Annotated in this window: 17 protein-coding genes; 12 read left to right on the top strand and 5 right to left on the bottom strand. The window is 70.1% G+C overall.

Annotated features, from left to right (window positions below; all coding sequences use genetic code 11):
- Nucleotides 1-260 precede the first annotated feature (260 nt).
- Together OG948_RS02635 and OG948_RS02630 are read right to left on the bottom strand one after the other, a co-directional pair.
- Nucleotides 261-1,037, bottom strand: coding sequence for a hypothetical protein (locus OG948_RS02635; protein ID WP_406293477.1), 777 nt, complete (start codon nt 1,035-1,037; stop codon nt 261-263).
- A 153-nt stretch (nt 1,038-1,190) separates the two neighbouring features.
- Complete coding sequence (locus tag OG948_RS02630) at nt 1,191-1,319, bottom strand: hypothetical protein (protein ID WP_406293475.1); 129 nt, start codon at nt 1,317-1,319, stop codon at nt 1,191-1,193.
- Between the two features lie 365 nt (nt 1,320-1,684).
- Between OG948_RS02630 and OG948_RS02625 the strand changes: the two genes are divergently transcribed.
- The 3 genes from OG948_RS02625 (at nt 1,685) to OG948_RS02615 (ending at nt 10,288) form a co-directional block, all read left to right on the top strand.
- Nucleotides 1,685-1,816 (top strand): hypothetical protein, encoded by a 132-nt coding sequence (locus OG948_RS02625; protein ID WP_406293474.1) that lies wholly within the window; start codon nt 1,685-1,687, stop codon nt 1,814-1,816.
- 730 nt (nt 1,817-2,546) lie between these two features.
- Complete coding sequence (locus OG948_RS02620; RefSeq protein ID WP_406293472.1) at nt 2,547-9,590, top strand: RHS repeat-associated core domain-containing protein; 7,044 nt, start codon at nt 2,547-2,549, stop codon at nt 9,588-9,590.
- A 113-nt stretch (nt 9,591-9,703) separates the two neighbouring features.
- Nucleotides 9,704-10,288, top strand: coding sequence for a hypothetical protein (locus OG948_RS02615; RefSeq protein ID WP_406293471.1), 585 nt, complete (start codon nt 9,704-9,706; stop codon nt 10,286-10,288).
- A gap of 187 nt (nt 10,289-10,475) precedes the next feature.
- Here the strand turns inward: OG948_RS02615 and OG948_RS02610 are convergent, their stop codons facing one another.
- Nucleotides 10,476-11,024: a hypothetical protein gene (locus OG948_RS02610; RefSeq protein WP_406293469.1), complete on the bottom strand. Its 549-nt coding sequence runs from the start codon at nt 11,022-11,024 to the stop codon at nt 10,476-10,478.
- A gap of 478 nt (nt 11,025-11,502) precedes the next feature.
- On the opposite strand from OG948_RS02610, the gene lanKC reads away from it, so the two are divergent.
- From lanKC to OG948_RS02570, 8 genes are all read left to right on the top strand, one after another.
- Entirely contained in the window at nt 11,503-14,178 is a 2,676-nt protein-coding gene (gene lanKC, locus OG948_RS02605; RefSeq protein ID WP_406293468.1) for a class III lanthionine synthetase LanKC, read from the top strand.
- Nucleotides 14,179-14,184: 6 nt separating this feature from the next.
- On the top strand, nt 14,185-14,271 hold the full coding sequence (locus tag OG948_RS02600) for a class III lanthipeptide (protein WP_360305939.1): 87 nt from the start codon (nt 14,185-14,187) through the stop codon (nt 14,269-14,271).
- Between the two features lie 116 nt (nt 14,272-14,387).
- A complete protein-coding gene (locus OG948_RS02595) occupies nt 14,388-15,059 on the top strand; it encodes a GNAT family N-acetyltransferase (RefSeq protein WP_406293467.1) in 672 nt (223 codons plus the stop codon).
- 58 nt (nt 15,060-15,117) lie between these two features.
- Nucleotides 15,118-16,203: an ATP-binding cassette domain-containing protein gene (locus OG948_RS02590; protein ID WP_406293465.1), complete on the top strand. Its 1,086-nt coding sequence runs from the start codon at nt 15,118-15,120 to the stop codon at nt 16,201-16,203.
- A complete protein-coding gene (locus tag OG948_RS02585) occupies nt 16,203-16,967 on the top strand; it encodes an ABC transporter permease (RefSeq protein ID WP_406293463.1) in 765 nt (254 codons plus the stop codon). The genes OG948_RS02590 and OG948_RS02585 overlap by 1 nt, the downstream gene beginning before the upstream one ends.
- Nucleotides 16,964-17,572, top strand: a complete 609-nt coding sequence (locus tag OG948_RS02580; RefSeq protein ID WP_406293461.1) for a flavoprotein — start codon at nt 16,964-16,966, stop codon at nt 17,570-17,572. The genes OG948_RS02585 and OG948_RS02580 overlap by 4 nt, the downstream gene beginning before the upstream one ends.
- Entirely contained in the window at nt 17,569-19,629 is a 2,061-nt protein-coding gene (locus OG948_RS02575; protein ID WP_406293460.1) for a prolyl oligopeptidase family protein, read from the top strand. Before OG948_RS02580 ends, OG948_RS02575 begins: the two co-directional genes overlap by 4 nt.
- 50 nt (nt 19,630-19,679) lie before the next feature.
- Nucleotides 19,680-22,214 (top strand): FtsX-like permease family protein, encoded by a 2,535-nt coding sequence (locus OG948_RS02570; RefSeq protein ID WP_406293459.1) that lies wholly within the window; start codon nt 19,680-19,682, stop codon nt 22,212-22,214.
- Here the strand turns inward: OG948_RS02570 and OG948_RS02565 are convergent.
- Nucleotides 22,192-23,091 (bottom strand): BTAD domain-containing putative transcriptional regulator, encoded by a 900-nt coding sequence (locus OG948_RS02565; RefSeq protein WP_406293458.1) that lies wholly within the window; start codon nt 23,089-23,091, stop codon nt 22,192-22,194. The two genes, OG948_RS02570 and OG948_RS02565, sit on opposite strands and share 23 nt — an antisense overlap.
- 629 nt (nt 23,092-23,720) lie before the next feature.
- Between OG948_RS02565 and OG948_RS02560 the strand changes: the two genes are divergently transcribed.
- The gene (locus OG948_RS02560) at nt 23,721-24,143 is read left to right on the top strand and encodes an ASCH domain-containing protein (RefSeq protein WP_406293457.1); all 423 of its coding nucleotides are present in this window, start codon (nt 23,721-23,723) and stop codon (nt 24,141-24,143) included.
- Between the two features lie 251 nt (nt 24,144-24,394).
- Here the strand turns inward: OG948_RS02560 and OG948_RS02555 are convergent, their stop codons facing one another.
- Nucleotides 24,395-24,868, bottom strand: coding sequence for a hypothetical protein (locus tag OG948_RS02555; RefSeq protein WP_406293455.1), 474 nt, complete (start codon nt 24,866-24,868; stop codon nt 24,395-24,397).
- Nucleotides 24,869-24,912 lie beyond the last annotated feature (44 nt).

Below are 24,912 nucleotides of genomic sequence, written 5' to 3'. Positions count from 1 at the left end.
GCCGGTGAGCCGTGTCCTGATCTCCGGTTCGTTCGGCGGGATCCACAAAGCCGCGTCCTTGAATCCATGAGAAACCAGGCCCTGCACACCCGAGACCGCCGACAAGAGACAGGTGGCTCTCCGTAGCCAAGACTGCAAGGCCGCCTCCAATGCCGCGCACCTCGGCGAAGCGCTCGCCCGACACCTGACGGTGGGCGCCCAGGCGGTCCCTTGCCAACGCACGCCGACGGGCCGTTCCGCAGTTAGACGCCCTGCGCCTGTCATGTTCCAGGCAGGTTGACGAAGTAGCAGTTGGCGGAGTCCCCACGCATGGAGCGTGCCAGTTCGGAGACGTGCCTTGCCTGGGTGGCGGACAGGCGCCGCGCTTCCCACAGTAGAGCGGCGGCATCGACTGCCTCCGGGGGCGGGGGTGGCGGCACCTCGGGCAGGTGAACGCCCGTCAGCATTGCCAGTTCCCGAGCGTCGATCCCCAACAAGGCTGCGAAGTCCGTTACCAGGCGAGGCGTCAGCTCCTTGTGACCGGAGCCGATCAAACCGTAGGTGGATGCCGACAGGAGCGTGGGCGTCACGACCGCCAAGGCCCTTTGCATGCCCGTCCAGCTCAGATTGCGGTACTGGAGCATGCGGACGACCGCTCCGCCCCGATCGGCGAGGGCCGCGAGCGGCTTCGGGACGAAGACGGAAAGCCTTTCCTCCTGGGGCAGTGAACGGATGAGCCGCAGGAGTTCACGCCGCGCTGCTACCGGGAGGTGTACCGCGTCCATCACGATGTAAGGTGCCCACTCCTCAGCCGCGCCGTCCAAAGGAGCCAGGTCGTCCGGGACCGCCACTCCCGCGAGGATGAACAGATCGACGGTCTGGAATCCCAGGGCAGGCGCGATTCGTCGCAGCATCCCCTCGCCGGGGGCTTCTCCCGCGAGTACTGCTCGGACCTCGTTTGCCGTCAACCTCGCGTGATCGGCGAACTCCTCCACGGCGAGCTCTCTGTGGTCCAGCAACCACGCCAGCATCACACTGAAATCGGAGTCCTCCATCATGCCCGCATCCTACTTGTGGTGTAGCTCCGGAGGTGCTGTGAGTTCGATGTAGTCCCGGTGGCGGCCACGATTCGGTGTGGGTTCGCGCGTGAACCTCGGGCAGGGCGCCGCGCACCCTTGTACTTGCTGCGGACCGGGTGCCGGTCAGCGCGTTCAGGGCCGGACGTCGACGAAGCCGCGGCCGTAGGGGGCGGTGATCACGCACATGTCCGAGCCCTGCCGTCGGGCGAGGCGCACCAGGACGGCGACGTCGCGGACGGGAGGCGTAGCGCAGGCGATCACGTGCGAACCCTCCCGGAAGACGAACCACGATGCGGGCCACGTCAGATTGGGCCGGCTCCTGGGTCGTGCTGCGCGGCGTCGCCCCGGAGGCGAGAGTGACCTGGCTGCGGCCGGCGGCAACCTTCGACGGCATCGCCGACCACCTGACCCACCCGCGCCGTCCGCGCGGCGATCCGCGAGGGCGCGACTGCCATCACCGACCCGGAGTCGTACGACTGATCGAGCCGCGGGGCATAGAGTCCCGGTACATGGACGTAAATGGAGGCTCCGCGGTCGGGGAGATGCACGAGATCGGACCGCTGATGTATCGCCAGGGGTACGTGTCCGTGTGGACCGAAGATCACAGGTGCAGAGAAGATGCGCTCATGCACGACCGTGTGATCGTCTCCGTGCATACCGGCGCGCCGAAACAGCGGGGCGACCAACTGTTCCGAGCATGGGTGGACGCCAAGGAACTTCCCTCGGTCCTGGACCACTGGGCCGGCATCCTGCGCTGAAGATCTGTACCCGTGTCACCGGTCGCGGAGCGCTGCGGCGACACCGTCCGGCTCACCGTCGACGCCGCGTGGCGCCCCGCAGGGACTCGCTTCCGGCCGCCAGGTCGATCTCCGCCTGCGCAAGCCACAGGCGCGCCGTCGCCGACTGGAACCCGGTGAGCGCGGCGGCCCAGTCCGCCCGCGAACTCCTTGGCAACCCCGGCGCCACCCTGGAGAACCCGGCCCGGCCGCCGGCCCACCCGGTCATCGCGACCGCTCTGTGGTCGATCGCCCTGTTCGCCACACTGTCCCGCCCGCAGGTACGTCCACAGCGACCGCTGACACCTGCTCCGAACAGGAAGCCCCGGCGCGCACTTGCGGCGGCCGATTCGCGTCGGATTCAGTGCTCTCGAGGTGTCGTGTTCGAGCAGCGCGAACGTCCATGTGCGGCTGGAGCCAGCCAGTTGGCCAGACGTTCAATCATGTGACGTAGGTCACTTCGAGAAGTCGTGGTGTCGACAAGTCCTCGCGCCGCACCGTCGTGCGATCGGATTGCCGCCTATGGATCGCAACGGGTGATTCGACCTCGGGGGGACGTTCGAAGGCCGGTCCGGGTTGTTGTGACGAAGCCCACATCCACCTCGGCAACTCCCATTGTCAGCAAGGGACTTGGGCCCGTACGGTGCGCTGCGTCTGTGGTCTCGCGCCTGTTCGGGGGCGGGATCCGTGCGCTCCGGCTGGGGGGTTCGTCATGGGTCGTTGGTCGCGTTCGACGCGCCTGTTCGTTTCGGGTACGACGATCCTGGCGTTGATGGCGAGTGTGGGTCCGGCGCAGGCAGTGGATTGGATCAAGAACGCGCCTGATCCCGGTGCCTGGTCGCCCGGGGACCTCCCCAAGACGCCGTCGGTGAACGGGAAGAAGGAGGGCGTCGCCAAGTCGACGCCGCTCAAGGGCGACGGCCGCCCCACGTGGAAGCCGACCGCGACCGTGTGGCCGAAGCAGGCCGAGTCCGAGACCGTCCCGGCCCCCGCATCGTCGTTCGTCGCGCGGGGAGGCTCGTCCCTGTTGGCCGCCCCCACCGGCGGCAACGCCCCGGGCACTCCGGTCTGGATCACCGCCCGCGACACAGGCGCTCCCGGCCCGCTGCGTACGGCCGCCCCTGCGGATCCTGCGGCCGGCGCCCCGGGACGGGTGAAGGTCACCGTCGCCGATCACGCCGCCGCCGAGAAGGCCGGCGTCGATGCCGTGTTGGTAACCGTCCGGCACGCAGACGCCGCCACCGCCACCGATCCCGGCAAGGTCACCGTCGGCATCGACTACGCCGGATTCAAGGACGCGTTCGGCGCCGACTGGTCCTCGCGCCTGCGCATGGTGTCGATGCCCGAGTGCGCGCTGACCACCCCGGACATCGCCGCCTGCAGGGTGAAGACCCCGGTGACCGGAACGCGCAACGACCGCGTAAAGAACCGTGTCCTCGCCGATGTCGACCTGCCCGCCACCCCGGCTGCGGGCGGTGCGATGGTCCTCGGCCTGACCGCGGGCGCGTCGGGCCCCTCCGGCGACTACAAGGCCACCTCACTGTCCTCGTCGGGTTCGTGGTCGGCGGGTGGCAACTCGGGTTCGATGAGCTGGTCGTACAACGTCGCCGTGCCGCCGGCGCTCGCAGGTGCCGCGCCCACCGTCAACCTGTCGTACAACTCCGGCTCGGTGGACGGTCGTACGACGTCGACGAACAATCAGGCGTCGTGGCTCGGTGAAGGTTGGGAGTACTCGCCAGGCTTCGTGGAGCGTTCGTATGACTCGTGTGCGCGTGACGGTCAGGACAAGTCCAGTGAGAAGTGCTGGTCGAACCGGAACTCGCTGACGCTCTCGTTGAACGGCAAGTCGTCCACGCTGGTCCAGGACGACACGGACAAGTCGAAGTGGCGGCTGGAGGGTGACGACGACTCCCGGATCGAGCCGTTCGCGGGTGCGGTCAACGGTGACGACAACGGTGAGTACTGGCGGCTGACCACGGGCGATGGTGTCCAGTACTACTTCGGCGTCGGCCACAAGCCCGGCACCACCACCGGCCCGGCGACCAACTCCACCTGGTCCGCGCCGGTGTACGGGAACAACGCGGGCGAGCCGTGCAACAAGGCATCCGGGTTCGACGCGTCGTGGTGTCAGCAGGCGTGGCGCTGGAACCTCGACTACGTGATCGATCCGCGCGGCGGGATGGTCACCCACTGGTACAACACCGAGGTCAACCGGTACATGCGCGGTGCGGTTCTGGTCGGTTCGGGCACGTTGACCGAGTACACGCGTGGCGGCACGCTCGCGAAGATCACGTACGGGTCGAAGAAGGACGACACGACGCAGCCGACCGCGCAGATCCTCTTCGACACCGCCGAACGGTGCCTGAAGAAGGACGGGTTCGACTGCGACCCGGCCAAGATGACCAAGCCCAACGCCGCCAAGTGGCCGGATGTGCCCGTCGACAAGCAGTGCGCCGCCATGGGTACATGTGCGGAGTACGGCCAGTCGTTCTTCTCCACCCGTCGTCTGACGAAGATCACGACGCAGTCCCTGGTCGGTTCCGCTTACCAGACGGTCGACGAGTACGCGTTGGACCAGGACTATCCGGATCCGCAGGACGGTTCGTCGCCGACGTTGTGGTTGAACTCGATCGCCCGCACCGCCTGGGAGGGCACGCGGAAGATCGATGTCCCCTCGGTCGACTTCGCCGGCCAGTTCAAGCACAACCGTGTCGACGCCGGTGGTGACCTGGCGCCGCCGATGAACCGTCGTCGTCTGACGGGGGTCACGAACGAGACCGGTGGTCAGACCACGGTCACCTACAACGACGGGGAGTGCACCCCGGCGACGTTGCCCACGCCGGATGCCAACTCCAAGGCGTGTTACCCGATGTGGTGGAACTACGACGAGGACGCGGAGCCGGTCCTGCACTGGTTCCACAAGTACACCGTCGCCGAGGTCACCGAACACGACATCGCCACCACGGCCCCGAACCGCTCGACGCGCTACGAATACGTCGGCGGCGCGGCATGGCACCGCGACGACTCCGAACTGACCGAGGACAAGGAAGCGTCCAAGCCCAAGAGCAAGGACCGCCGCACCTGGAACCAGTTCCGCGGATACGGCCAGGTGATCACCCGCGCCGGTGTCGCTCCGAGGGACGCGGTGACCCAGTCGACGGCGTTCTACCTGCGCGGCATGGACGGTGACGTGAAGAAGGACGGCACCAAGCGGGCCGTCACCCTCACCGACTCCACCGGCCAGAACATCGTGGACGCGAACCAGCACGCGGGATTCGCCTACGAGACGCGGACGTTCACCGGGGACAACGGCACCGTCACGACGACCACACTGAACACGCCGTTCTCGTCTGGGGCTACCGCCACGCACGGCCGCGTCCGTGGGTTGCCTCCGTTGACCGCACAGCGCACCGCGATCGCGAAGACCCGCACCCGCAGCCTTCTCGCCGACGGCACATCCTGGCGTGAGACGTCGAAGACGACCACGTTCGAGGCGGTGCACGGCCTCCCGGAGACGGTCTCGGACAAGGCGGACGGCCTGCCGGAGTACTGCACGAAGACCACGTACGCGCACAACACGGCCGCGTGGATCGTCGGCAAACCCACCGAGGTTCAATCCTTGGCCGGTGCCTGTGATGCCACCGCGTCCAAGGACACCGTCTACGCCTGGTCCCACGCGCTCTACGACAACAAACCCTTCGGCGAGGTCGGCGCGCTCGGTGACACGACGTCGACCGAGGCGGTGGTGGACTACAGGGCGGACGGCACCCCGAACTGGGTGACCACCGCCAAGTCCGAGTTCGACGCGTACGGCCGGGTCACCAAGGCCACCGACGCGGAGAACAAGGTCACCACGACCGCCTACACCCCCACGGCAGGCTCGTTGCCGACGATGGTGGCGGTCACCGGTCCGACGGGCTGGACGTCCACGACGACCTTCGGTGGCGCGCGCAATCTGCCGGTCAAGGCCGTGGACGTGAACGGTCTGGTGGTGGAGCAGGAGTACGACGTCCTGGGCCGGTTGCTCGCGGTGTGGAAGCCGGGGCGCACCAAGCAGCAGAACGCCGACCTGCAGTTCGCGTACGCCCCCAGCAAGACCGGCCCGAGTGTGGTGACGACCAGGACGCTGCGCCTGAACGACACGTACGCCGTCTCGCACCGGATCCTGAACAGTTTCCTTCAGGAGCGGCAGACCCAGTCGACGACCGCGACGGGTGACCCCGGTCGCGTGATCACGGACACCTTCCACGACAGTCTCGGCCGCCCGGTCAAGACGAATCAGCCGTATTTCAACCGCACATCGGGTCCGGATACGAGTGTGTTCGTCGGCAACGACAACGAGGTCTCCGGTCAGAACGCGATCGTCTACGACGGCCAGGGCCGCACCATCGCGCAGGTGTTCGCGTCCAAGGGCATCGAGCAGTGGCGTACCACCACCGCCTACGTCGGCGCCGACGAGACCCGGACCACCCCGCCGGCCGGGGGAACCGCGACGGTGTCGATCTCCGACGCGCGCGGCAAGCCGAGGGAACTTCGCGAATACAACGGCGGATTTCCCACCGGCACCGACTTCTCGAAGATCACCTACGCGTACACCCCGCGCGAGGAATTGAAGACCGTCACCGACGCGGGCGGCAACACCTGGACGTACACCTACGACTTCCTGGGCCGCAAGACCCACGTCGAGGACCCGGACAAGGGCCCGTTGGACACCCGCTACGACCTGGTCGGGCGCGTCGTGGGTACCACCGACGCCGGCGGCCGGAAACTGGCGTACACCTACGACACCCTGGGTCGAAAGACCGCCTCCTACAAGGACTCGGTCGCCGACGCGAATCTTCTCGCCGAGTGGACCTACGACCGCTTCGCCAAGGGCCAGGCGGACGGCTCCTCCCGCTACGTCGGCGGCAAAACCGGCGCGAAGTACACGAGCGAGATCACCGGATTCAAGCCCGGCACCTACCTGCCCACCGGCACCCGCACGACCGTCCCCGCAGCCGAGGGCAAACTCGCCGGCATCTACCAGACGAGCACCGAGTACGAGCCGATCCTGGGCCTGCCCACCCGCACCACCGTCCCGGCTCAAGGTGGTCTGCCTGCCGAGGCGTTGGACTACGCCTACAACGACGGCGGTCTGCCCACCGAGGTGAGTGGCGCGCGCGGCTACCTGAACTGGGCGGACTACGACCCCTTCGGCCGCAACATCCGCGCCACCCTCGGCGCCCAGCCCCGCCAGGCGGCCTTCACCAGCACCTACGACCCCGCCACCGGCCGCCTGCTGTCCACCAACTGGGACAAGGAGACCGGCACCACCACCAGCGTCGACGCGACCACCTACACCTACAAGCCGTCTGGCGACGTCACCTCCGTCAGCACCAAGCGCGACAACAACACCACCGACACCCAGTGCTTCGTCTACGACGGCAAACGTCGCCTGAAGGAGGCATGGACCAACACCGCAGGTGTCACCACCCTGCCCGCCCCCAACGTCCCCGGCACCGGCGGCTGCACCACCCAGACCCCGTCCCAGAACACCGTCGGCGGCCCGGACCCGTACTGGCAGTCCTTCACCTACGACGTCGTCGGCAACCGCACCAAACTCGTCGACCACGACCCCACGGGCGACCCGGCCAAGAACGTCACCACCGAATACGGCTACCGCCCCGGCACCACACCCACCGATCGTACGCACCGCCTGGACTCGGTCACCGTCAAGACCGGTACCCGCGAAGCCGTCACGACCGGTCCGACCTACGACCAGTCCGGCAACACGAAGACCCGCCCCGGCGTCGACGCGAACCTCCAGACCCTCACCTGGAACGAGGAGGACAAGCTCACCGAGGTCGTCTCCACCACCGGCCGCAGCGAGTACGTCTACGATGCCGACGGTGCCCGCATCATCCGTCGCGAGGCCGGCAAGACCACCCTCTACCTCGGCAGCGACGAACTCACCACCAACACCGACCAGTCCGGCCCCGTCGTCGGCACCCGCTACTACACCACCGCCGGCGGCGCGACGGTCGTTCGCAGCGGCAACGGCGGCGTCGCATACATGGCGGCCGACCACCACGGCACCCCCACCAGCATTCTCGACGCCATGGACCTGACCACCACCCGCCGTCAGTCCAAGCCCTTCGGCGAACCCCGCGGCACTCAACCCACCCAGGCCAACGGCCAATGGCCCGACGACAAGGGCTTCCTCGGCAAGCCCATGGACTCGACCGGCCTCACCCACGTCGGCGCCCGCGAATACGACCCAAGCCTCGGCCGCTTCATCAGCGTCGACCCGATCATGGACCTCGCCGACGCGGGCCAGATGCACGGCTACACCTACGGCAACAACAACCCGCTGACGCAGTCCGACCCCTCCGGCATGAAGTACTGCGGCAACGTCATGGCCTGCGACCCGGACCCCGTCTACTGCGGCAACGTGATGTCCTGCGGCGGCTCCGGTACGGACCAGACCACAACCTCGCCCACCGCCCCCGGCGGCACGGCCCAGTGCGTCAACTACTGCATGGACAAACCCAAGCCGAAGACGAGCAAGCCGGACAACCGCAACGGCCTGCAAAAGGCTTGGGGCTGGACCAAGAAGAAGACGAGCCAGGCCACCAAGTTCGCCAAGGACCACTGGCGCGAGGGGGTCGCCATCGCGGGTGGCGTCCTGGCCGAGGGCGGATGCCTGTTCGCCGCCGGCACCGCCACCGCCGCCACCGGGGGCATCGCAGCGGGATCGGTCCTGATCTGCGCCGGCATCGGCGGCGCGACGACGGGATACCTCAACAACACCCTCGACCCGAACGCCGACCACAGCCTCCTCGGCGCCACCATGGACACCGTCACCGGCGGAGCCTGGGGCGTGGCCGGCGGCGCAGCCGGCATCGTCGGCGGCAAGGTCGTGCAACGCGTCTGCGGCACCCACAGCTTCGTCCCCGGAACCGGCGTCCTGATGGCCGACGGCACCCGCAAGCCCATCGAGGACGTGGCCCCCGGCGACGTCGTCCTGGCCACCGACCCGGAGACCGGCGAAACCAAGCCCCGCACCGTCCTGGCTTCCATCACCACCGAAGACGACAAGGACTTCGTCGACCTCACCGTCGAAACCGACAACGGCGACGCCTCCATCATCGCGACCACCAACCACCCCTTCTGGTCCCCCGACCTCAAACAGTGGATCAACGCAGGAGACCTGAAGCCCGGCCAATGGCTGCGCACGTCCACCGGAACCTGGGTCCAGGTCGGCGCCACCCGCCACTTCCGCGAACAACAGCGCACCCACGACCTCACCGTGGATGGTGTCCACACGTACTACGTACTGGCGGCGGACACCCCGGTCCTCGTTCACAATGTTTGCGGCCCGGTGGCGAACAACCAGCCGGAGAAGCTGTCATTGGAGATGCTCGAGGCCGAATTCTCCGGTGTGTCTCCTCTTGCGGCGGGGACGGCGGAGTTCACTGAGGCCGTCGGTTCCGGTGGTCGTTACATCTGGTCGGTGGACGGGGAGGGAGTCCTGCGGATGGCATCGGCGCAGGCAGGGATCAAGCATCCGATCCTGACCGCGGGGAGGCCGGTGAATGGGGCCGGCGAGGTGCAGTTCGGCCCACGTGGCATGGTTACCTACATCAATAATCACACCGGGCACTACACGCCTTGCGCGGCATGCTCGGGAGAGTTCTTGATGAACGGCGTGAACGCGTTCGAACGAGCCGGGGTTCCGGTTCTTCGCCGTGGCATCACGGACCTGGGAGGCAAGTGATGGCCGTCGAACAAGGCGATTTCCTCGCTTTTCGATCCCTCGGTTCCGGTGGGCGCGGGGAATGGCTCCGGGGGAGGTTTCCGGACGGTACGCCGGCTCACTGGTGGTTCTTCGTGGTCGATTCCGCGGGTTCCGAACTCGCCCGCTTCTCGCGGGCTACGCCGGACGAGCGCGCCCGGGCGCTGCGCTTCGGTCTCGACGCGGCGAGGTTCGCCGTGGTCACGGGCGACCTGTCCACGGCTTCGGGCGTGGCGTTGACCGCAAGGCTCCTGGAACGCGCTGCGTTGCTCGAGGAACCGGTGGATCTCATCTCGGGCGAGGTCGACAGCGTCTTCGAGTGGGCGTTGGATGCCATCCCCCTGTCACCGGAGGCGGCGTTGGCCGCAGCCGAGCGCAGGCGCGAGGAGGCTCGGACCCTGGAGGCATCCGTTCACCGGGCCGGAGCACCGCCGACTCAGGACGAACTCCCCGAGGACCAGGAGATTGTTCACTTGGTCGAACTCGAGGAGATGCTGAGGGCCCTCGGACCGCTGGCGAGACTGATCGTCGACCGCGACCTGCGCGCCCGGGCCGAGGTCTGGTTCGCGTACGAGGAGCGGTTCGACCTGGGTGACGCCGCGTCGGCTGCGGTGATGCGAAGGTGGAAGAAGGGAGAGCGGAGCCGAACAGGGGCGCAGGGGGACCCATCGACGCAATGAGCACTCCGAGGATGGTCGCACGCCGCCCCATGGCCTCGCGTCCCTGATCACTGGCGGGCCGTGCATGGTGGTGGGGTGCTGTACTCGGCGACGCTCGACGTTCGATTCCGTTCCGGACGTGTCCGAGGGGCGGTCGTTGGGCGCTACTCCTTGCGGAGTTCGTATCGGAGTCCGGCGTCCGGGTTGCTCAGGTGGGGTCTCGGCGTGGGGCCTGGTGTGAGCCCCTGGGCTGGAGTTCTTCGAGGGTGAACTCCGGTGGGGTCGAAGGGGGTTGGCGATCGTCGCGAGCCGGTGCGGTCAGGGTGAGTGTGCCCCTTTCGTATGTCCGGCGGCCCTGTCCCGGCCATCGTTGGTCGATCGGGGCGGGCAGGTGGGTCGGGTCGCTGTGCTGACATTGCGAACCGGGCAGGCCGTTCGCGTCGAAGCGGCCGTCCGCGGTGAGGGTCGCCCGGGCGCCGGTCGGGTCGTGCCGGGTGCCGACGAGTTCGTCGGGGGACACGGCGACCGAGAGTGGCCCGTATTCCAGGTAGGTCGAGCCGATCCAGAACTCCCGGGGATGCGCACCCGGGCGGAAAAGCGTGTGGGAGCGGGCACCGGCCACCCACGCCAGGAACGGCACGCCCGCGACGGCGACCCCGACGATCCACCGAGGCCCGTCCTCCTCATCGAACTGCCGCCCCGTCAGGGCCTCCCGAAAGCCCAGCGCGTGGTCGCCGGCCGCCACGGCCAACCCCACCGCCGCCACGACTGCCCACCAGGTCGTCCCGCGTAGCGGCCGTGGCGGCGATGACGACGCCCGACTCGCCTCCCACATCGCACCCTCGACGGTCCCTCTCTCCCCATACGGTGCGACCTCGTGTGTCGCACGGACGTTCACGAGTCGAGCTGAACCCGGGCGAACGCGTGCTCATCGGACTTGCTTTCCCGTGCTGACGGTGATCGTCTCCCGCAGGCCGGCGTGGGGGTGGAGCTGGGTACGGTGCCCTCCTTCTCACTTGTCTTCAGGTCCTCAGGCGCGCGAACCGCAACCGGGAACCGCGACCGCGACAACAATCGTGACCGCCGTCGCAACCGCGACCACCCCCGGCCGCGGCTTGACTCTCTCGTCGGCAAGAAGAGGCCGAACGGCCTTGTATACCCTGCCTATACCGCCCATAAAGCCGTGCCCGCGAGGCTGCTCCCGACGACAGTGGCCCCGGGCGGAAGGTGGCGGGATGGAGAGCAACCATCATCTGTTCGGGTGGTCGGATCTGGTCTTCTACGACACTCCGAGTCGATGCGCGACGCGCGTCGAGGACGAGTTCGCGGCCACCACACGGGAACTGCCCGCCGAATGGCTGCGCTACGGCGAGGGCGTCTGGGTGGTGCTGCGCCCCGAGGACGTGGATCCGCCGAGCCAGGGTTGGAAGATCCACATCTCGGCCACCCTCGCCGGCGCACCGGAGACCCTGGACATCGTCTGGGAGTACTGCGTGGCGCGCGGCCTGCCGTTCAAGCACCTCAGGGACGCACACCTGCAACTCGTGCTCGGCTCCAAGTACGCCCCCAGGGCGTCCGGTGGCAAGGTCGTGGTCCTCTACCCGCACGACGAGGCCGAGTGCCACGCTGTGCTCAAGCAACTGTCGGCAAGGCTGGACGGCCGGCCCGGGCCGTACGTGCTCAGCGATTTGCGGTGGGGAAACGGGCCGCTCTACGTGCGCTACGGCGCGTTTCGCGAGATGCGGGTGCTCGACGAGGACGACGAACTCGTGGCCGCCCTCGAACGCCCGGACGGCAAGCTGGTGCCGGATCGGCGCCGGCCGACGTTCTCGGTGCCGGGATGGGTGACCATCCCGGATTTCCTTCAGTCCCACCTGGCGGTGCGCAACACCGACGCGGGCACGGAGTTCCCGTATCGGATCGAACGTGCGCTGCACTTCTCCAACGGCGGCGGGGTCTATCTGGCGGAGCGACTGGTCGACGGTCGACGTGTGGTCCTCAAGGAGGCCCGGCCGGGCGCGGGTCTCGATCGCGGCGGGGACGATGCCGTGGCGAGGCTGCGTCGCGAGCGGGCGATCCTGGAGCAACTCGCCGACATCCCGGAAGTTCCGCGTGTCGAGGGCTACTTCACAGTCTGGGAGCACGAATTCCTGGTTCTGGAGGAGCGCGTGGGGGAGGCGCTGTACGCGTGGGCCGGGCGTACCCACGCGCTGCTTCGGCCCGACCCCGGCGAGGAGGACGTGGCGCGCTACACCGAGCGCGCGCTGGCCCTGCTGGACCGCGTCCGCGATGTCGTCGAGCGGATCCACGCGCTCGGCGTGTGCCTGGGCGACCTGCATCCGGGCAACATCCTGGTGGACGAGGGCGACACGATCTCGCTCCTGGACTTCGAGACCGCCTTTCGCACCGACGAGGCATATCGTCCCTCGATGGGTGCCCAGGGCTTCGCCGCTCCGTGGTGTCCCACCGGGGAGGCCCGGGACCGGTACGCGCTCGCCGCGCTGCGCCTGTGGGCGTTCCTGCCCAACACCCGGATCTTCCCGCTGGGGCCGACCAAGGTCGAGCAGACCCTCGCCACCGTCCTGGGCCGCTTCCCGATCCCCGACCCCGAAGCGTTCGCCGCCGCCGTGCGAGGGGACATGGGCGTCGTCGACGGCCGCGTCGACCGGGTCGCCCCCGACCTGGCGCCGGCGCTCGCGGCCCGGCGGCGCGCACTGCTCGGCGAGCCGGCCGACGTCGATCCCGCCGGTGAGGACACCGACTGGGACGCCGTGTGCGCGTCCCTGGCCGAGACGATCCGACTCAGCGCCACGCCGGAACGGGCCGACCGGCTCCACCCGGGCGACCCGCGGCAATTCCGGGACGGGCCCGCCGCCTTCGCGCACGGAGCCGCCGGCGTGTTGTGGGCCTTGACGGTGACCGGCCGCGGATGCCCGGAGGAACACGTGCGCTGGCTCCTGGCCGCGGTCGACGCCGGCCCGCCGCGCCAACCGGGCTTCCACACCGGCCTGCACGGCACGGCCTACACGCTGGATCGGCTCGGGCACCCCGAGCGGGCGCACGCGCTGCTCCACGACGCATACGCACTCACCGACGACGTGCACGGGGTCTCGCTGTTCACCGGCCTGTCCGGAATCGGCCTGAACGCACTGCACTTCGCGCAACGACACCAGGACGAGGAGTCCCGCCGGCAGGCCGAACGCATCGCCGAGCGGATCGTCGACGCGGTGACGCGCGGGTGGCGGGCCGGCGCGTCCCACCGGCCGGGCCTGATGCACGGCTGGTCGGGAGCCGCGCTGTTCCTGGTGCGCTGCTTCGAGGCCACCGGCGACAAGACCTACCTGGACCGGGCCGTCGAGGCGCTCGGCCGCGATCTGGACGAGTGTGTACTCCTGCCCGACGGCACGCTCCAGGTGCTGGACCCGGGGCGACGTACCCTCGGCTATCTGGCCACCGGCAGTGCGGGCATCGCATTGGTCGCCGACGAGGTGCTGGTGCACCGCGAGGAACCGAGGCTGGGCGCCGCCATCCGCGCGATCGCGGGCATTTGCCGACCCGAACTCGCCGTCGAGTCACACCTGTTCAACGGCCGCGCGGGCCTGATCGCGACGCTGGCGCGGCTGCGCCGGCACGACCTGGGCTTCGACCCCGACCCCGTCATCGCCGGCCATCTGCGCCGATCCGCCGCGTTCGCGCTGTCCTATCGCGGACACCTCGCCTTCGCCGGCGACCAAAGCCTGCGCCTTTCCATGGACTTGGCGACCGGAAACGCCGGAGTGCTCCTGGGCCTGACCGTGGCCCTGGACCCCGCCGCCGAGTTGCTCCCATTTCTCCGTACCGACCTCGGCCGCACGCCGGCCGAGGCACCTCGGTACGGACTCCCGATCGACCGAGCCGTAGGGGGGAGGTGAACACACATGGCCACGATCCTCGACCTTCAGGAGCTGGAGACCTCGACCGAGGGTTCCGAGCTTCCGGTGAGCCTCGCCAGCTGGCACTGCTGACGGTAGTGCACACCCGCACCACGAGCGTTGTCCGGCGACAGCTGCGATCTGTCGCCGGACAGCGCCTCGTCCCTCCACAGTACCGACGGTCCCGGCACCACGACAGGGGAGCACCCATGACGAATCCAGGAAGAAGCCTGTCCCTGACCCGGATGACGGCCGAGGACTACGACCTGCTCGCCGCGTGGTCCTCCTCGCTCACGGGGGTCTACGCATCCGCGACGGTCGCCTTCGTCTCCGGCGAGGAGCTGCGCGAGCACGCGCGCGAGAGCGGCCACACCTACCTGATGGTCGTCACCAAGGACGGCGAACGGGTCGGCGCCGTCGACTACCGCCAGGTGACCTACCCCGGCAGCTACGAGTTCGGCATCGGCGTCGGCGACTCCCGGACGTGGGGCGACGGCTACGGCGCCGCGGTCGTCGACGCGGCCATCGAACACCTCTTCCACGCCCTGAACGCGCATCGCATCCAGGGCATCGTGGGGATCTACAACCAGCGCACCGTCGGCATGGCGATCCGCAGGGGGTTCACCGTCGAGGGCCTGTTGCGCGACTTCTTCTACCTCGACGGCACCTACCACGACGCCGTGATGATCTCCTTGCTGCGCGAGGAGTACTACGCGTACACCCGCGAGGGCACGCACCGGCTGGCGCCGCCGCGGGATCGGGTGCCGCAGTCGGAGCGGGAGGCGGCCGTCGAGGCGCTGCGCGTGCACCTGGAGGAAGGACCCAAGGACCACCTCCTGGAGTTGCTCGTCCGCCCACGCCACAGCCCCTCCTCGCCGTGACCGGATACCGCGATTCGGGCGGCGCGTGCAGCGCCGGCCGCCACCGAGGAGAAGTCCGGTGACCCGACAGGCCATTGAGCGGCCGCAGGCCCAGGCCCCGGCCGGCTCCGCCGCCATCCGCACGACGGGATTGCGCAAGAGCTTCGGCGGCGGGCGAACGGGCCGGGGCGGCAAGGCGCGACCCGGCGCGGCCGTGGTCGAGGCGGTGCGCGGCATCGACCTCACGGTGCGCACCGGCGAGATCTTCGGCTTCCTGGGCCCCAACGGCGCGGGCAAGACCACCACGGTGCGGATGCTCAGCACGCTGTTGGCCCCCGACGGCGGCAGCGCCGTCGTGGCCGGCCACGACCTGGTCGAGGAACCGGAATCGATCCGCCGCCGGATCGGCTACGTCGGCCAGCACGGCGGGCTCAACCCGATGACCCGGGTACGCGCCAACCTGGTGCTCCAGGCCCGGTTGTTCGGCCTGCCGATGTCCGCCGCCCGGGTGCGTGCGGACGAGATGCTCGCCCGCTTCGACCTCGCCGACCTGGCCGATCGACCGGTGGCGACGCTCTCCGGTGGTCAGGCCCGGCGACTGTCCCTGGCGGTCGGCCTGACCCACGCACCGCAACTGCTCTTCCTGGACGAGCCCACCCTGGGTCTGGATCCCAGGGCCCGGGCGAGCCTATGGGAGGAGATCCGGCAACTGCGCGAGCAGGGCTCCACGGTCTTCCTCACCACGCACTACCTCGAGGAGGTGGACAACCTCTGCGACCGCCTCGCGATCATCGACGGCGGTCGGATCGTTGTGGAGGGCTCCCCGGGGGAGCTCAAGCGCTCGCTCTCGGCCGACGTACTGCGCCTGCGACTCCCGGACGGGGCACCCTCGTTGGAGCCCGAGTTGACCGAGCTGCCACTGGTCCAGTCGGTTCGCGGGGACGGACGCACACTGCGGGTGTACGTCAAGGACGGTGAGCGCGCGCTGCCGGCGGTGCTGCGGGCGGCGGAACGGGCCGGGGTGGCGATCGAGGGCGTGGCGCTGGGCAAACCCAGCCTGGACGACGTCTTCCTGCGACACACCGGACGGGCGCCGGGCGAGGGGGGCGGCGCGGCGAACAGTGCCGCGGCCGGTTCGGTCGTCGGCGAATCCCGGGAGGTGTGATGAGGGCGCTGCTGCGCGACACCGCCGCCCTGTACCGGTTCGGCATGCACGAGGCGATGAACAACCGGGCCTGGATCGTCCTGGGCCTGAGCCAACCCGTGATGTGGCTGGTGCTGTTCGGGCCGCTGCTCGGGTCGTTGCGCGGCCCCGGACTGGCCACGGACGACGACCAGCTCTCGCTGTTCGTGCCCGGCCTGCTGATGATGGTCGCCCTGTTCGGCAGCATGTTCATGGGCCTGGGACTCCTGGCGAACCTGCGCTGCGGGATGCTGGAGCGGCTGGCCGCAACCCCGGTCAGCCGGTTCGCCCTGCTCACCGGGGCGATCCTGCGCGATGCCACGCTCCTGCTCGGCCAGGCCCTGGTGTTGTTGGCCGTCGGGGCCGCCATGGGGCTGCGGTCCGATCCGCTCGGGACGGTACTCACACTGGTCCTGGTGCTCCTGGTCGGCGTGCTGGGCGCCGCCACCTCCTACGGTCTGGCCCTGGTGTTGCGTGAGGAGAGCACCCTGGCCGGCGCCGTCAACGTGCTCACCATGCCGCTGACCCTGGTCAGCGGACTGCTGTTGCCGATCTCGTTGGCCCCAGGGTGGTTGTCGGGTCTCGCTCGCGCCGACCCGCTCTACTACGCGGTCGAAGGCGCCCGGCACGCGATGACCGGCAACCTCGGCGCCACCGCCGTACCCGTCGGCTTCGCCGTCACCGGGGCGCTGATCGTGCTCGTCGCGCTGTGGGTGACGCCCAAGTTCCGGAAGGTGATCGTGTGACGACCCCCGCCGACCGGGCGCACGCCGGGCCGCCGGCCGGGGTACCGCGGCACATCCCGCTGGCTCGGGGGCGGCTCCTGCTGATCGGCACCGGAGCGTTCTCGGTCGTCGACCTGCCGGGCTGGGCCGGGCTGCTGCGCGCGTGGTACGGGTGGTCCATCCAACCCTGCCTGACCCATGCGGCGGCCCGGCTGGTCTCCCGCGAGGCCCTCGCGGCGGGCGCCGGCACCCCCGTCGCGGGTCCCGACTGGTTCACCGGCGCTGGCACCGGCACCACGCCGCATCGCGAACTCGCGGCCTGGGCCGACCTGATCCTGGTCGCCCCGGCCACCACCAACTTCGTCGCCAAATGTGCCCTCGGCATCCCCGACAACCTGGCGCTGAGCATCGTCGCCGGCAGCACCTGCCCGGTCGTGGTCGCTCCATCGTTCCCCGAGGCGGTGTTGTCGCGGCCGTCCGCCAAACGCAACCTCGAACTGTTGGCGGAGGAGGGCCACTACGTGGTCCCCACGCGCGAGGGCCGCTCGGTGGCCACCGGTCTGGTCGGCCCCGGCGCGATGGCCGACCTCCCCACCATCCTGCGCTTCATGGCGTCCCTGCTGTGACCGCGTCGAGGCCGGCGACGGCGCCGGGTCGCCCGGCCTATCCCGTGGCGCCGCGCAGCGACACGGTGGACCACGTCCACGGTCGGCGGGTCCTCGACCCCTACCGCGTGCTGGAGGACGGCGCCGCCGACGTCACCCGGATCTGGTCCGCCGCGCAGGATCGGCTCTACGCCGCCCACCGAAGCGCTCGGCCCGATCGTTTCACCGATCGGCTGCGCGCGCTGTACGCGGTGCCGACCGCGACGGTGCCCGTGTGGTGCGGCCGACGCCGCTTTCGCATCCGGCACTTCGCCGGAGCCGAGCACGAGGTGCTGTGCACGGCGGCCCCCGGGGAGCCGGAGCGGATCCTGCTCGACCCGGCCGCGCTCGACCCGTCCGGCCGCACCACGCTCGACGCGTGGCAGCCCGCGCGTGACGGCACGCTGGTCGCCTGCCAACTGTCCGTCGACGGCACCGAGGAGTCCGTGCTGCGCGTCCTGGACACCGCCGGCGGGGGATTCCTCGACGACCGCATCGAGGGCTGCCGGCGCTCCCCGGTCGCGTGGTTGCCCGGGGCGAGATCCTTCTACCACACCCGCGGCAGCGAACGCGGGCTGTGGTTGCACCGGCTCGGCGACCCCGCCGGCCGGGACCGGCCGATCGTCGGCGACGAGCGCAGGCGGGTGTACGACGTGCGCCTGGACGCGAGCGGCCGGTGGCTCGTCGTCGTGCTCGCGGACGGCCCCGGACGCCCGGACGAGCCGATGCTCGCCGACCTGGCCGAGGCCCCGCCCGAGCGGCCCCTGCTGCGTCCCGTGCTTCCCCCGGGCCTGGGCAGGACGCGCATGGAGGTGGGGCCGGACGGGCGGCTGTACCTGCTGACCGACCTGGATGCCCCGCGCCGCCGACTGTGCGTGGCGGACCCGGCCGATCCGCTGCGCACCCGGACCGAGTTGCTCGCCGAGGACCCGGATGCCGTCCTGGCAGGCTTCGCGGTGCTCGACCGGGCCCGCCTGCTCGTGCTGCGCACCCGGCACGCCGTCGCCGAACTCGCGCTGCATCGCACCGATTCGGGGGCGTACGTGCGCGAGGTGCAACTGCCGGGCGCGGGTACCGTCACCGGGGTGTCCGTGGTGCCGGGCGGCGACGAGGCGTGGATCGGTTATACCGACCTGCTCACCCCGCCGAGCGTGCTGCGCTACGACCCGCACACCGGATCGTGTGGCACCCCGGTCCCGCCCGGCCGTATTCGGGCCGAGGCCCGACGGGTGCGCTACCGCAGCGGCGACGGCACCGAGGTCGACATGTGTGTGGTCGCGCCGTCGGGCCGCGATCCGGACCACCCCGTCACCGATCCGGACCGCCCCACCACGCCCCGCCCGACCCTGCTCACCGGCTACGGCGGTTTCGGCGTCAGTCTCGCGCCGACCTACCAGCCGGATGCGCTGGCGTGGGTCGAGGCCGGCGGGGTGTACGCGGTCGCGGCCGTGCGCGGTGGCGGCGAACGGGGTGAGTCCTGGCACCGGGCCGGCATGCGCGAGTTCAAGCGGAACAGCTTCGACGACTTCCACGCCGCCGCCGAATGGCTGATCGAGCACGGCTGGACCACTCGCGAGCGCATCGGCGCGGTGGGCGGCTCGAACGGCGGCCTGCTCGTCGGGGCGGCGCTGACCCAACGACCGGACCTGTTCCGGGCGGTGGTGTGCCTGGGGCCGGTGCTCGACATGGCCCGCTACGAGCGGTTCGGGCTGGGCCGGCTGTGGCGCGCGGAATACGGCACCGTCACCGATCCCGAAGAAGCCCGGTGGTTGCTCGATTACTCCCCGTATCATCGAGTCCGCGACGGCACCGAGTATCCGGCCGTGTTGTTCGCCGTCTTCGAGGGGGACACCCGGGTGGATCCGGCCCACGCCCGCAAGATGTGCGCGGCGTTGCAGCACGCCACCGCGTCCACCAGGCCGATTCTGCTGCGCCGCGAATCCGGTGCCGGCCACGGGAGCCGGGCGGTGAGCCGGCTGGCCGCTCTCGGCGGCGACACGCTGGCCTTCCTGGCGAGCCAGCTCGATCCGGCGAACTGACGGCGACGCGCTCGATGTTGAGGATCGCCCGGCGGACGCTTCGCGGCCGAGTGTCCGCATCGCTGGGCGCGTTGACCGGAGTGGTCCTGTGTGCCGTGTTGACCACCGTGTGGGGGGTGCTGTTCGAGTCCGCCCTGCGCTGGGCGCCGCGGGCGGAGCGGTTGGCCGCGGCCGACGTGGTCGTGGACGGGGATCCCTGGCAGCGCCTGCCCCAGCCGGGCGGACGGCAGGCGCAGGTGGTCCTGAGTGGGGAACGTCGCATCCCGGCCGGAGTCCTCGACCGGGTGCGCGCCGTTCCCGGCGCCCGCGCGGTGCTCGCGGACCGGCCCGTGTACGCGCAACTCGTCGACCGGTCGGGCCGGCCGCTGAACGGTCCCGACGGCACCGAGGCGCGGGGGCACGCGTGGTCCGCCGCGCCGCTGACCCCCTTCGCGCTGATCTCCGGACGGCCGCCGCAGGAACCGGGCGAACTGGTCGTCGAACGCTTCCTGGCCGCCCGCGCCGATCTGCGGCCGGGGGACCGGACCGTGTTGCTGACCGCCGCCGGTGCCCGTGCGCACCTCGTCGTCGGCATCGCCGACCGACCCGGCGCGGACGGGCCGCCGGCGGCGGCAACGGTCTTCCTGGCGTCCGGAGAGGCGGCCGAACTCGCGGGCGACGGCGATCCGTTCGCGATCGGAGTGCAGGCGCGCCGGGGCGTCTCGACGGCCGAGTTGGCGCGCCAGGTGACCGCCGCGGTGCGCTCGCCCGGCATCCGGGTGCTCAGCGGTGCCGGGATCGGCGAGGCGGAGCACCGCGAGGCCGTCGAGGGACGCGATTTCGCGCTCGCCGTCTCCGCGTCGTTCGGTTCCGCCGCCGCCCTGTTCGCCGTCTTCGTGGTGACCGGACCGCTGCTCGTCTCCGTCACCCGCCGCCGCCGGGAGATCGCGTTGCTGCGCGCGGTCGGCGCGACGGCCGGGCAGATCCGCCGGATGATCGCGGGCGAGGTCCTGATCCTCACCGTCGTGGGGGTGGCCCTGGGCGGGCTCGTGGGCCTGCTCGGGTGCGGGGCGGTGGCGGACCTGTTCATCCGGGTGGGTGTGCTGCCCACCGGCCTGACGGTGGTCCGCGGGCCGTTGCCGGTGCTCGCCGCACTGCTCCTGGGCGTGGTCGGAACGCAGCTCGCCGCGCTGTTCGCGGCGCGCCGGGCCGGCCGGATCAAGCCGGCGCAGGCCCTGCGCGAGGCCGTCGTGCGGCCCGGAAGGATGTCGCTCGCGCGGATCGGTTCGGGGGTGCTCGTCGCCGCGGCGGGCGGGACCCTGGTGGTGCGCACCACCAGGTCCGCGCAGGAGCCCTCGGTGCCTCAACTGTTCGCCCAGGTCGGCGTGCTGCTCACCGCCGCCGCGCTGCTGGGCCCGGTCCTGGTCCGCCTGGGCGCGCGGGTACTCGGCGCGTTCGCGGCCCGCGTGGGCCGCTCTCCGGGACGGCTCGCGCGTACGTCGCTGCGCGGCGACGCCCGCACCCTGTCCTCGATCGTGGTGCCCCTCGCGGTGATCGTGGCGTTCGCCTGCGCGGTCGTGCTCAGCGGTCGGACCCTGGCGGACGAGGGCATCCGGCAGAGCCGGGCACGGCTGCTCGCCGATCGGGTGTTGGTGGCCGACGGCGCGCAGGGGATGCCCGCGGTCGTGGCCGAGCGGGTGCGCGCGATGCCCGGGGTCGCCGCCGTCACCCCGATGGTCGACACGCAACTGGTGGTCCGTCGCGGCAGCCCGGTGGGTGACATCCTCGAACGAGTCACCACGCGCGGCCTCGACCCCGGTGGGCTCGTCGCGACCCTGGATCCGGGTGTGCGCGGCGGAACGTTGTCGGACCTGGCCGGGGACACCCTCGCGGTTTCCCGGGACAGGGCCCGGTCCCATGGGTGGCGGGTCGGCGACCGGGTGGACGTGGTCTTCGCCGACGGCGCACCCGCGACCCTGCGCGTGGTCGCGGAGTTCGAGCGGTCGCTCGGCTTCGCCGACCTCCTGGTCCCGCACGAACTCGCGTCGCGCCATCTCGACGACGCGTTGGACCAGGAGGTCTTGGTGACGACCGTGCCCGGCCCGGCCGGCGCCGCGGCCCGGGCCGGACTGGGGGAACTCCGGCGCGACTTCCCGACGGTGCTCGCGCTGGATCGGGACGAGGCGGCCCACCGGGCGAAGGCGGTGGCCGCCCTGGACACTCGAGGCCGGTACCTGCTGTTCGGTTCGCTGGTCGCCTTCGCAGCCGCGGCGGCGGCGACCGCGTTGCTCATCGGTGCCGCCGGCCGCGCTCGCGAACTCGGGCTCCTGCGCCTGATCGGCGCGACCCGTGGACAGTTGCTGGGGATGGTGGGCCTGGAATGGATTGTGCTGTGCGCCCTGGCCATCGTCTTGGGTCTGGCCGTTGTGGCAGTGCCGCTGGCGGCGTTCAGCCGGGTGGCCACGCACGATCCGTGGCCTTCGGCCCCTGCGCCGCTCGTCCTGGGGATCCTGGCGGCCGTCGCGTTCCTGGCGCTCGTCTCGAGTGTTTTTCCGGCCGCCTGTGCACTGCGGGCCGGGCCGCTTACGAGGGAGCCGTCCGAATAGTGTCGGGGGAATAGCGCAGGGGGGACGGCAGGAGAATTCCGGGTGAATCCCACCCGACCACGGGCTTGTCCGAACATCGTTCCGTGGGGATGCCGCCGTGTAATTTCAGGCTCGCGTTCACGGCGTCGATCGTCATCAGTTCGCCGGAAAGGATGTGCGCCTGCAGTCCGCGCAGTGCGGGTGCGGGTTCCAGACCCATCTCCTCGGCCAAAAGGACTCGAATCGAATCATAAGCCGCCAGCGCTTCCGCTTGCCGCCCGGCAAGGTGTAGAGCCAGAATCTGATACACCCTCAGATATTCATGGAAAGGATGATCTCGAATCGCGTCCGCGCAGATTTTTATTACCGTCGAGTAGTGGCCCAAAATCGTCTCCAGGTCGAGCCACTCGTGAATCGTGGACAGCCGAACCTCCTCCAGGTGGGCCGATTCGGTGCTCAGGGCGGGCATCGTGAGCAGGTCCGCCAGCGCGCGACCGCGCCAGCGCGCGAGCGCGTCCCGGAAGAGATCGGCGGCCTGCTCGATGGCGCCCTGCGCGCGGGCCGCTCGGGCGGCGTGCAGGGTCTCCTCGAACATCGAGAGATCCAGTTCGCCGGTGCGCAGCGAGATCCGGTACCCGTACGGCTCGTGCACCAGGCACCCCGGGGCACCGACCCGCGCCAGCAGCTTGCGCAGGTGCCATACGTAGACCTGGATATTCTTCCCGGCACTGCGCGGCGGAGAGGTGTCCCAGAGGGCATCGACGAGCCGGTCGATCGACACCGGGATCCCGCGATGGCAGGCCAGGAAAGCGAGTAGGCTGCGCTGTTTCGAAGAACCGATACGAACGATTCCGTTATCGGCGAAAAGCTGAACCGGACCGAGAATTTGAACTTCCACGCGCTTCCCCGTTCTCGTCGATCTTCCGAGATCATTTACCGGTGTGCGAGACGATGATCGGGGTATCGATCAAGGAAGTGGACCAACGATATCAGCGACTACAAGTCATATGGTTCGGTCTCTGGGACCGTATGCGGCGAGACGGTCTCAGTCAACAGAAGGGTGGTGAAATGTGGAATGTCCGGACTGATCCGCGAGCGGGCTTCCGCGCGGACATCACGACAAAGTCGAGTGAGTTTCTCGCCCGTCGATCAAATGGTGGTGTTTATTGTTCGGTCGTGCGCGCGTTCGACCCGGCTCGTCGGTGCTCCGTCGAGGCGGTGAGTGATGAGGATGATCGTGTGCCCGTCGTCGGCGAGTGTGCGGATTCGTTCGAACGCGGAGATCTCGGCTCGGGCGTCGAGGGCGGATGTCGGTCGTCGGCGACGATCAGGTCGGCGTCGCGGTGGACGCCGCGGCCCAGGATGATGCGTTGCCACTGTCCGCCGGACAGGGCGACCCTGCCCATGTGGGAGCGGTCCAGCGGGGTGTCCCACTTCTTGGGGAGTTCGTCGATCCCCTGGTCGGCTTCGGCGTACCAGTGTGGTGTCCGTTGCCCGCCGCGGTGTGAGAGGGCCTAGCGTGGGCGCATGATCGACGAGTTCGAGTACCCGCCCATGGAGTTCGCCTTCCCGGGCCCGCTGCGCGACCGGCTCGTCGCCGCGGTGCTCGACGGGACCAAGACCAGCACCACCGGGATCCTCGCGGACTACGAGCACGCGGGCGAGGAACTCCCGCGGGTCGGTGACAGATTCACCGTGGTCGACTCGCGCGGACGCGGCGTCGGCGTCGTCGAGGTCACCGAGGTCCGCGTGCTGCGGCTGGGCGACGTCGACTGGCCGCACGCCCGTGACGAGGGCGAGGGCGACACCTCGGTCGCGCAATGGCGGGCCAACCACGAAAGCTTCTGGCACGGCCCCGAGATGCGGGCGGCGATGGACGACCCCGACTTCACCGTCGACGACGACACCCCGGTCGTCGCCAAACGCTTCACGCTCCTCCCACAAGGCTGATCCCGGGTACGGCGCGCATCAACCGCCGGGCCGGCCCGAACGAGGGGACCGTACGAGGAGCACCACGCCGCGGGCGTTCCCCCCGGCCGGCCGCGGACATCGACACACAGCCCATGATCCACGTGCCGACCGGGCGCCCCGGGCCGGGAGTTCGCGCAGAACGGGCGCGCGAGGCACACCCGGCGTCGGCGCCCTCACGCGCCCGTGAATCGTTCGTACGCCCTGCACGCACCTTCGTATGGCCGGGTGTGTCAGCGGCCGAGGGCGTGGCGGGTGTTGCCCAGCGCTGTCGGACGCTCGACGCGCGTACGGAGGCAGAGGAAGCCGTCGCGGCAGAGGAACAGGCCGTCGCGTCGTCCCACGCGGGATGCCGACCGGCATCGGCAGGTTCGGGCCGGCGTGTCCGAACCGACGTTGCCAAGGACGGGGATGTCTCGGTCGCCCAGGACGTCGAGGACGATCTCGGGGAGGGTCGGGGACCCGTCGGGCGCACCGAGTCCGCCGATGTGGCACGGAATACCCACGACCATGCCGGAGATCCGGTCGAGGATGCCGCTGTGCCGCAGCACCTGGAGGTAGCTCCAGATGTGCGGTGCCTGGCTGCCCATCTCTTCCCGGAACAGCACCGCGCCGTCGTACCGTTCGAGCGGCAGCGCGCTCGTCGCCTGCGCCGGCACGATGCGGTTGAGCAGCCCGCCGATCAGCCGGCGGGGCAGGATCGCCATGCAGACGCACCGGCCGCGCACGCGATGCGCGCCTTGAGCCGCAC

Source organism: Embleya sp. NBC_00888 (genome assembly GCF_045207655.1).
Lineage (GTDB): Bacteria > Actinomycetota > Actinomycetes > Streptomycetales > Streptomycetaceae > Embleya.
Note: the sequence above shows the minus strand (reverse complement) of the source record. Positions and strands in the feature narration are given on the sequence as shown.

Coding starts and splice junctions, on each gene's coding strand:
- OG948_RS02635 (WP_406293477.1), bottom strand. CDS start 1,037: ATGATGGAGGACTCCGATTTCAGTGTGATGCTGGCGTGGTTGCTGGAC.
- OG948_RS02625 (WP_406293474.1), top strand. CDS start 1,685: ATGCACGACCGTGTGATCGTCTCCGTGCATACCGGCGCGCCGAAACAG.
- OG948_RS02620 (WP_406293472.1), top strand. CDS start 2,547: ATGGGTCGTTGGTCGCGTTCGACGCGCCTGTTCGTTTCGGGTACGACG.
- lanKC (WP_406293468.1), top strand. CDS start 11,503: ATGGAGAGCAACCATCATCTGTTCGGGTGGTCGGATCTGGTCTTCTAC.
- OG948_RS02600 (WP_360305939.1), top strand. CDS start 14,185: ATGGCCACGATCCTCGACCTTCAGGAGCTGGAGACCTCGACCGAGGGT.
- OG948_RS02595 (WP_406293467.1), top strand. CDS start 14,388: ATGACGAATCCAGGAAGAAGCCTGTCCCTGACCCGGATGACGGCCGAG.
- OG948_RS02585 (WP_406293463.1), top strand. CDS start 16,203: ATGAGGGCGCTGCTGCGCGACACCGCCGCCCTGTACCGGTTCGGCATG.
- OG948_RS02560 (WP_406293457.1), top strand. CDS start 23,721: ATGATCGACGAGTTCGAGTACCCGCCCATGGAGTTCGCCTTCCCGGGC.
- OG948_RS02555 (WP_406293455.1), bottom strand. CDS start 24,868: ATGGCGATCCTGCCCCGCCGGCTGATCGGCGGGCTGCTCAACCGCATC.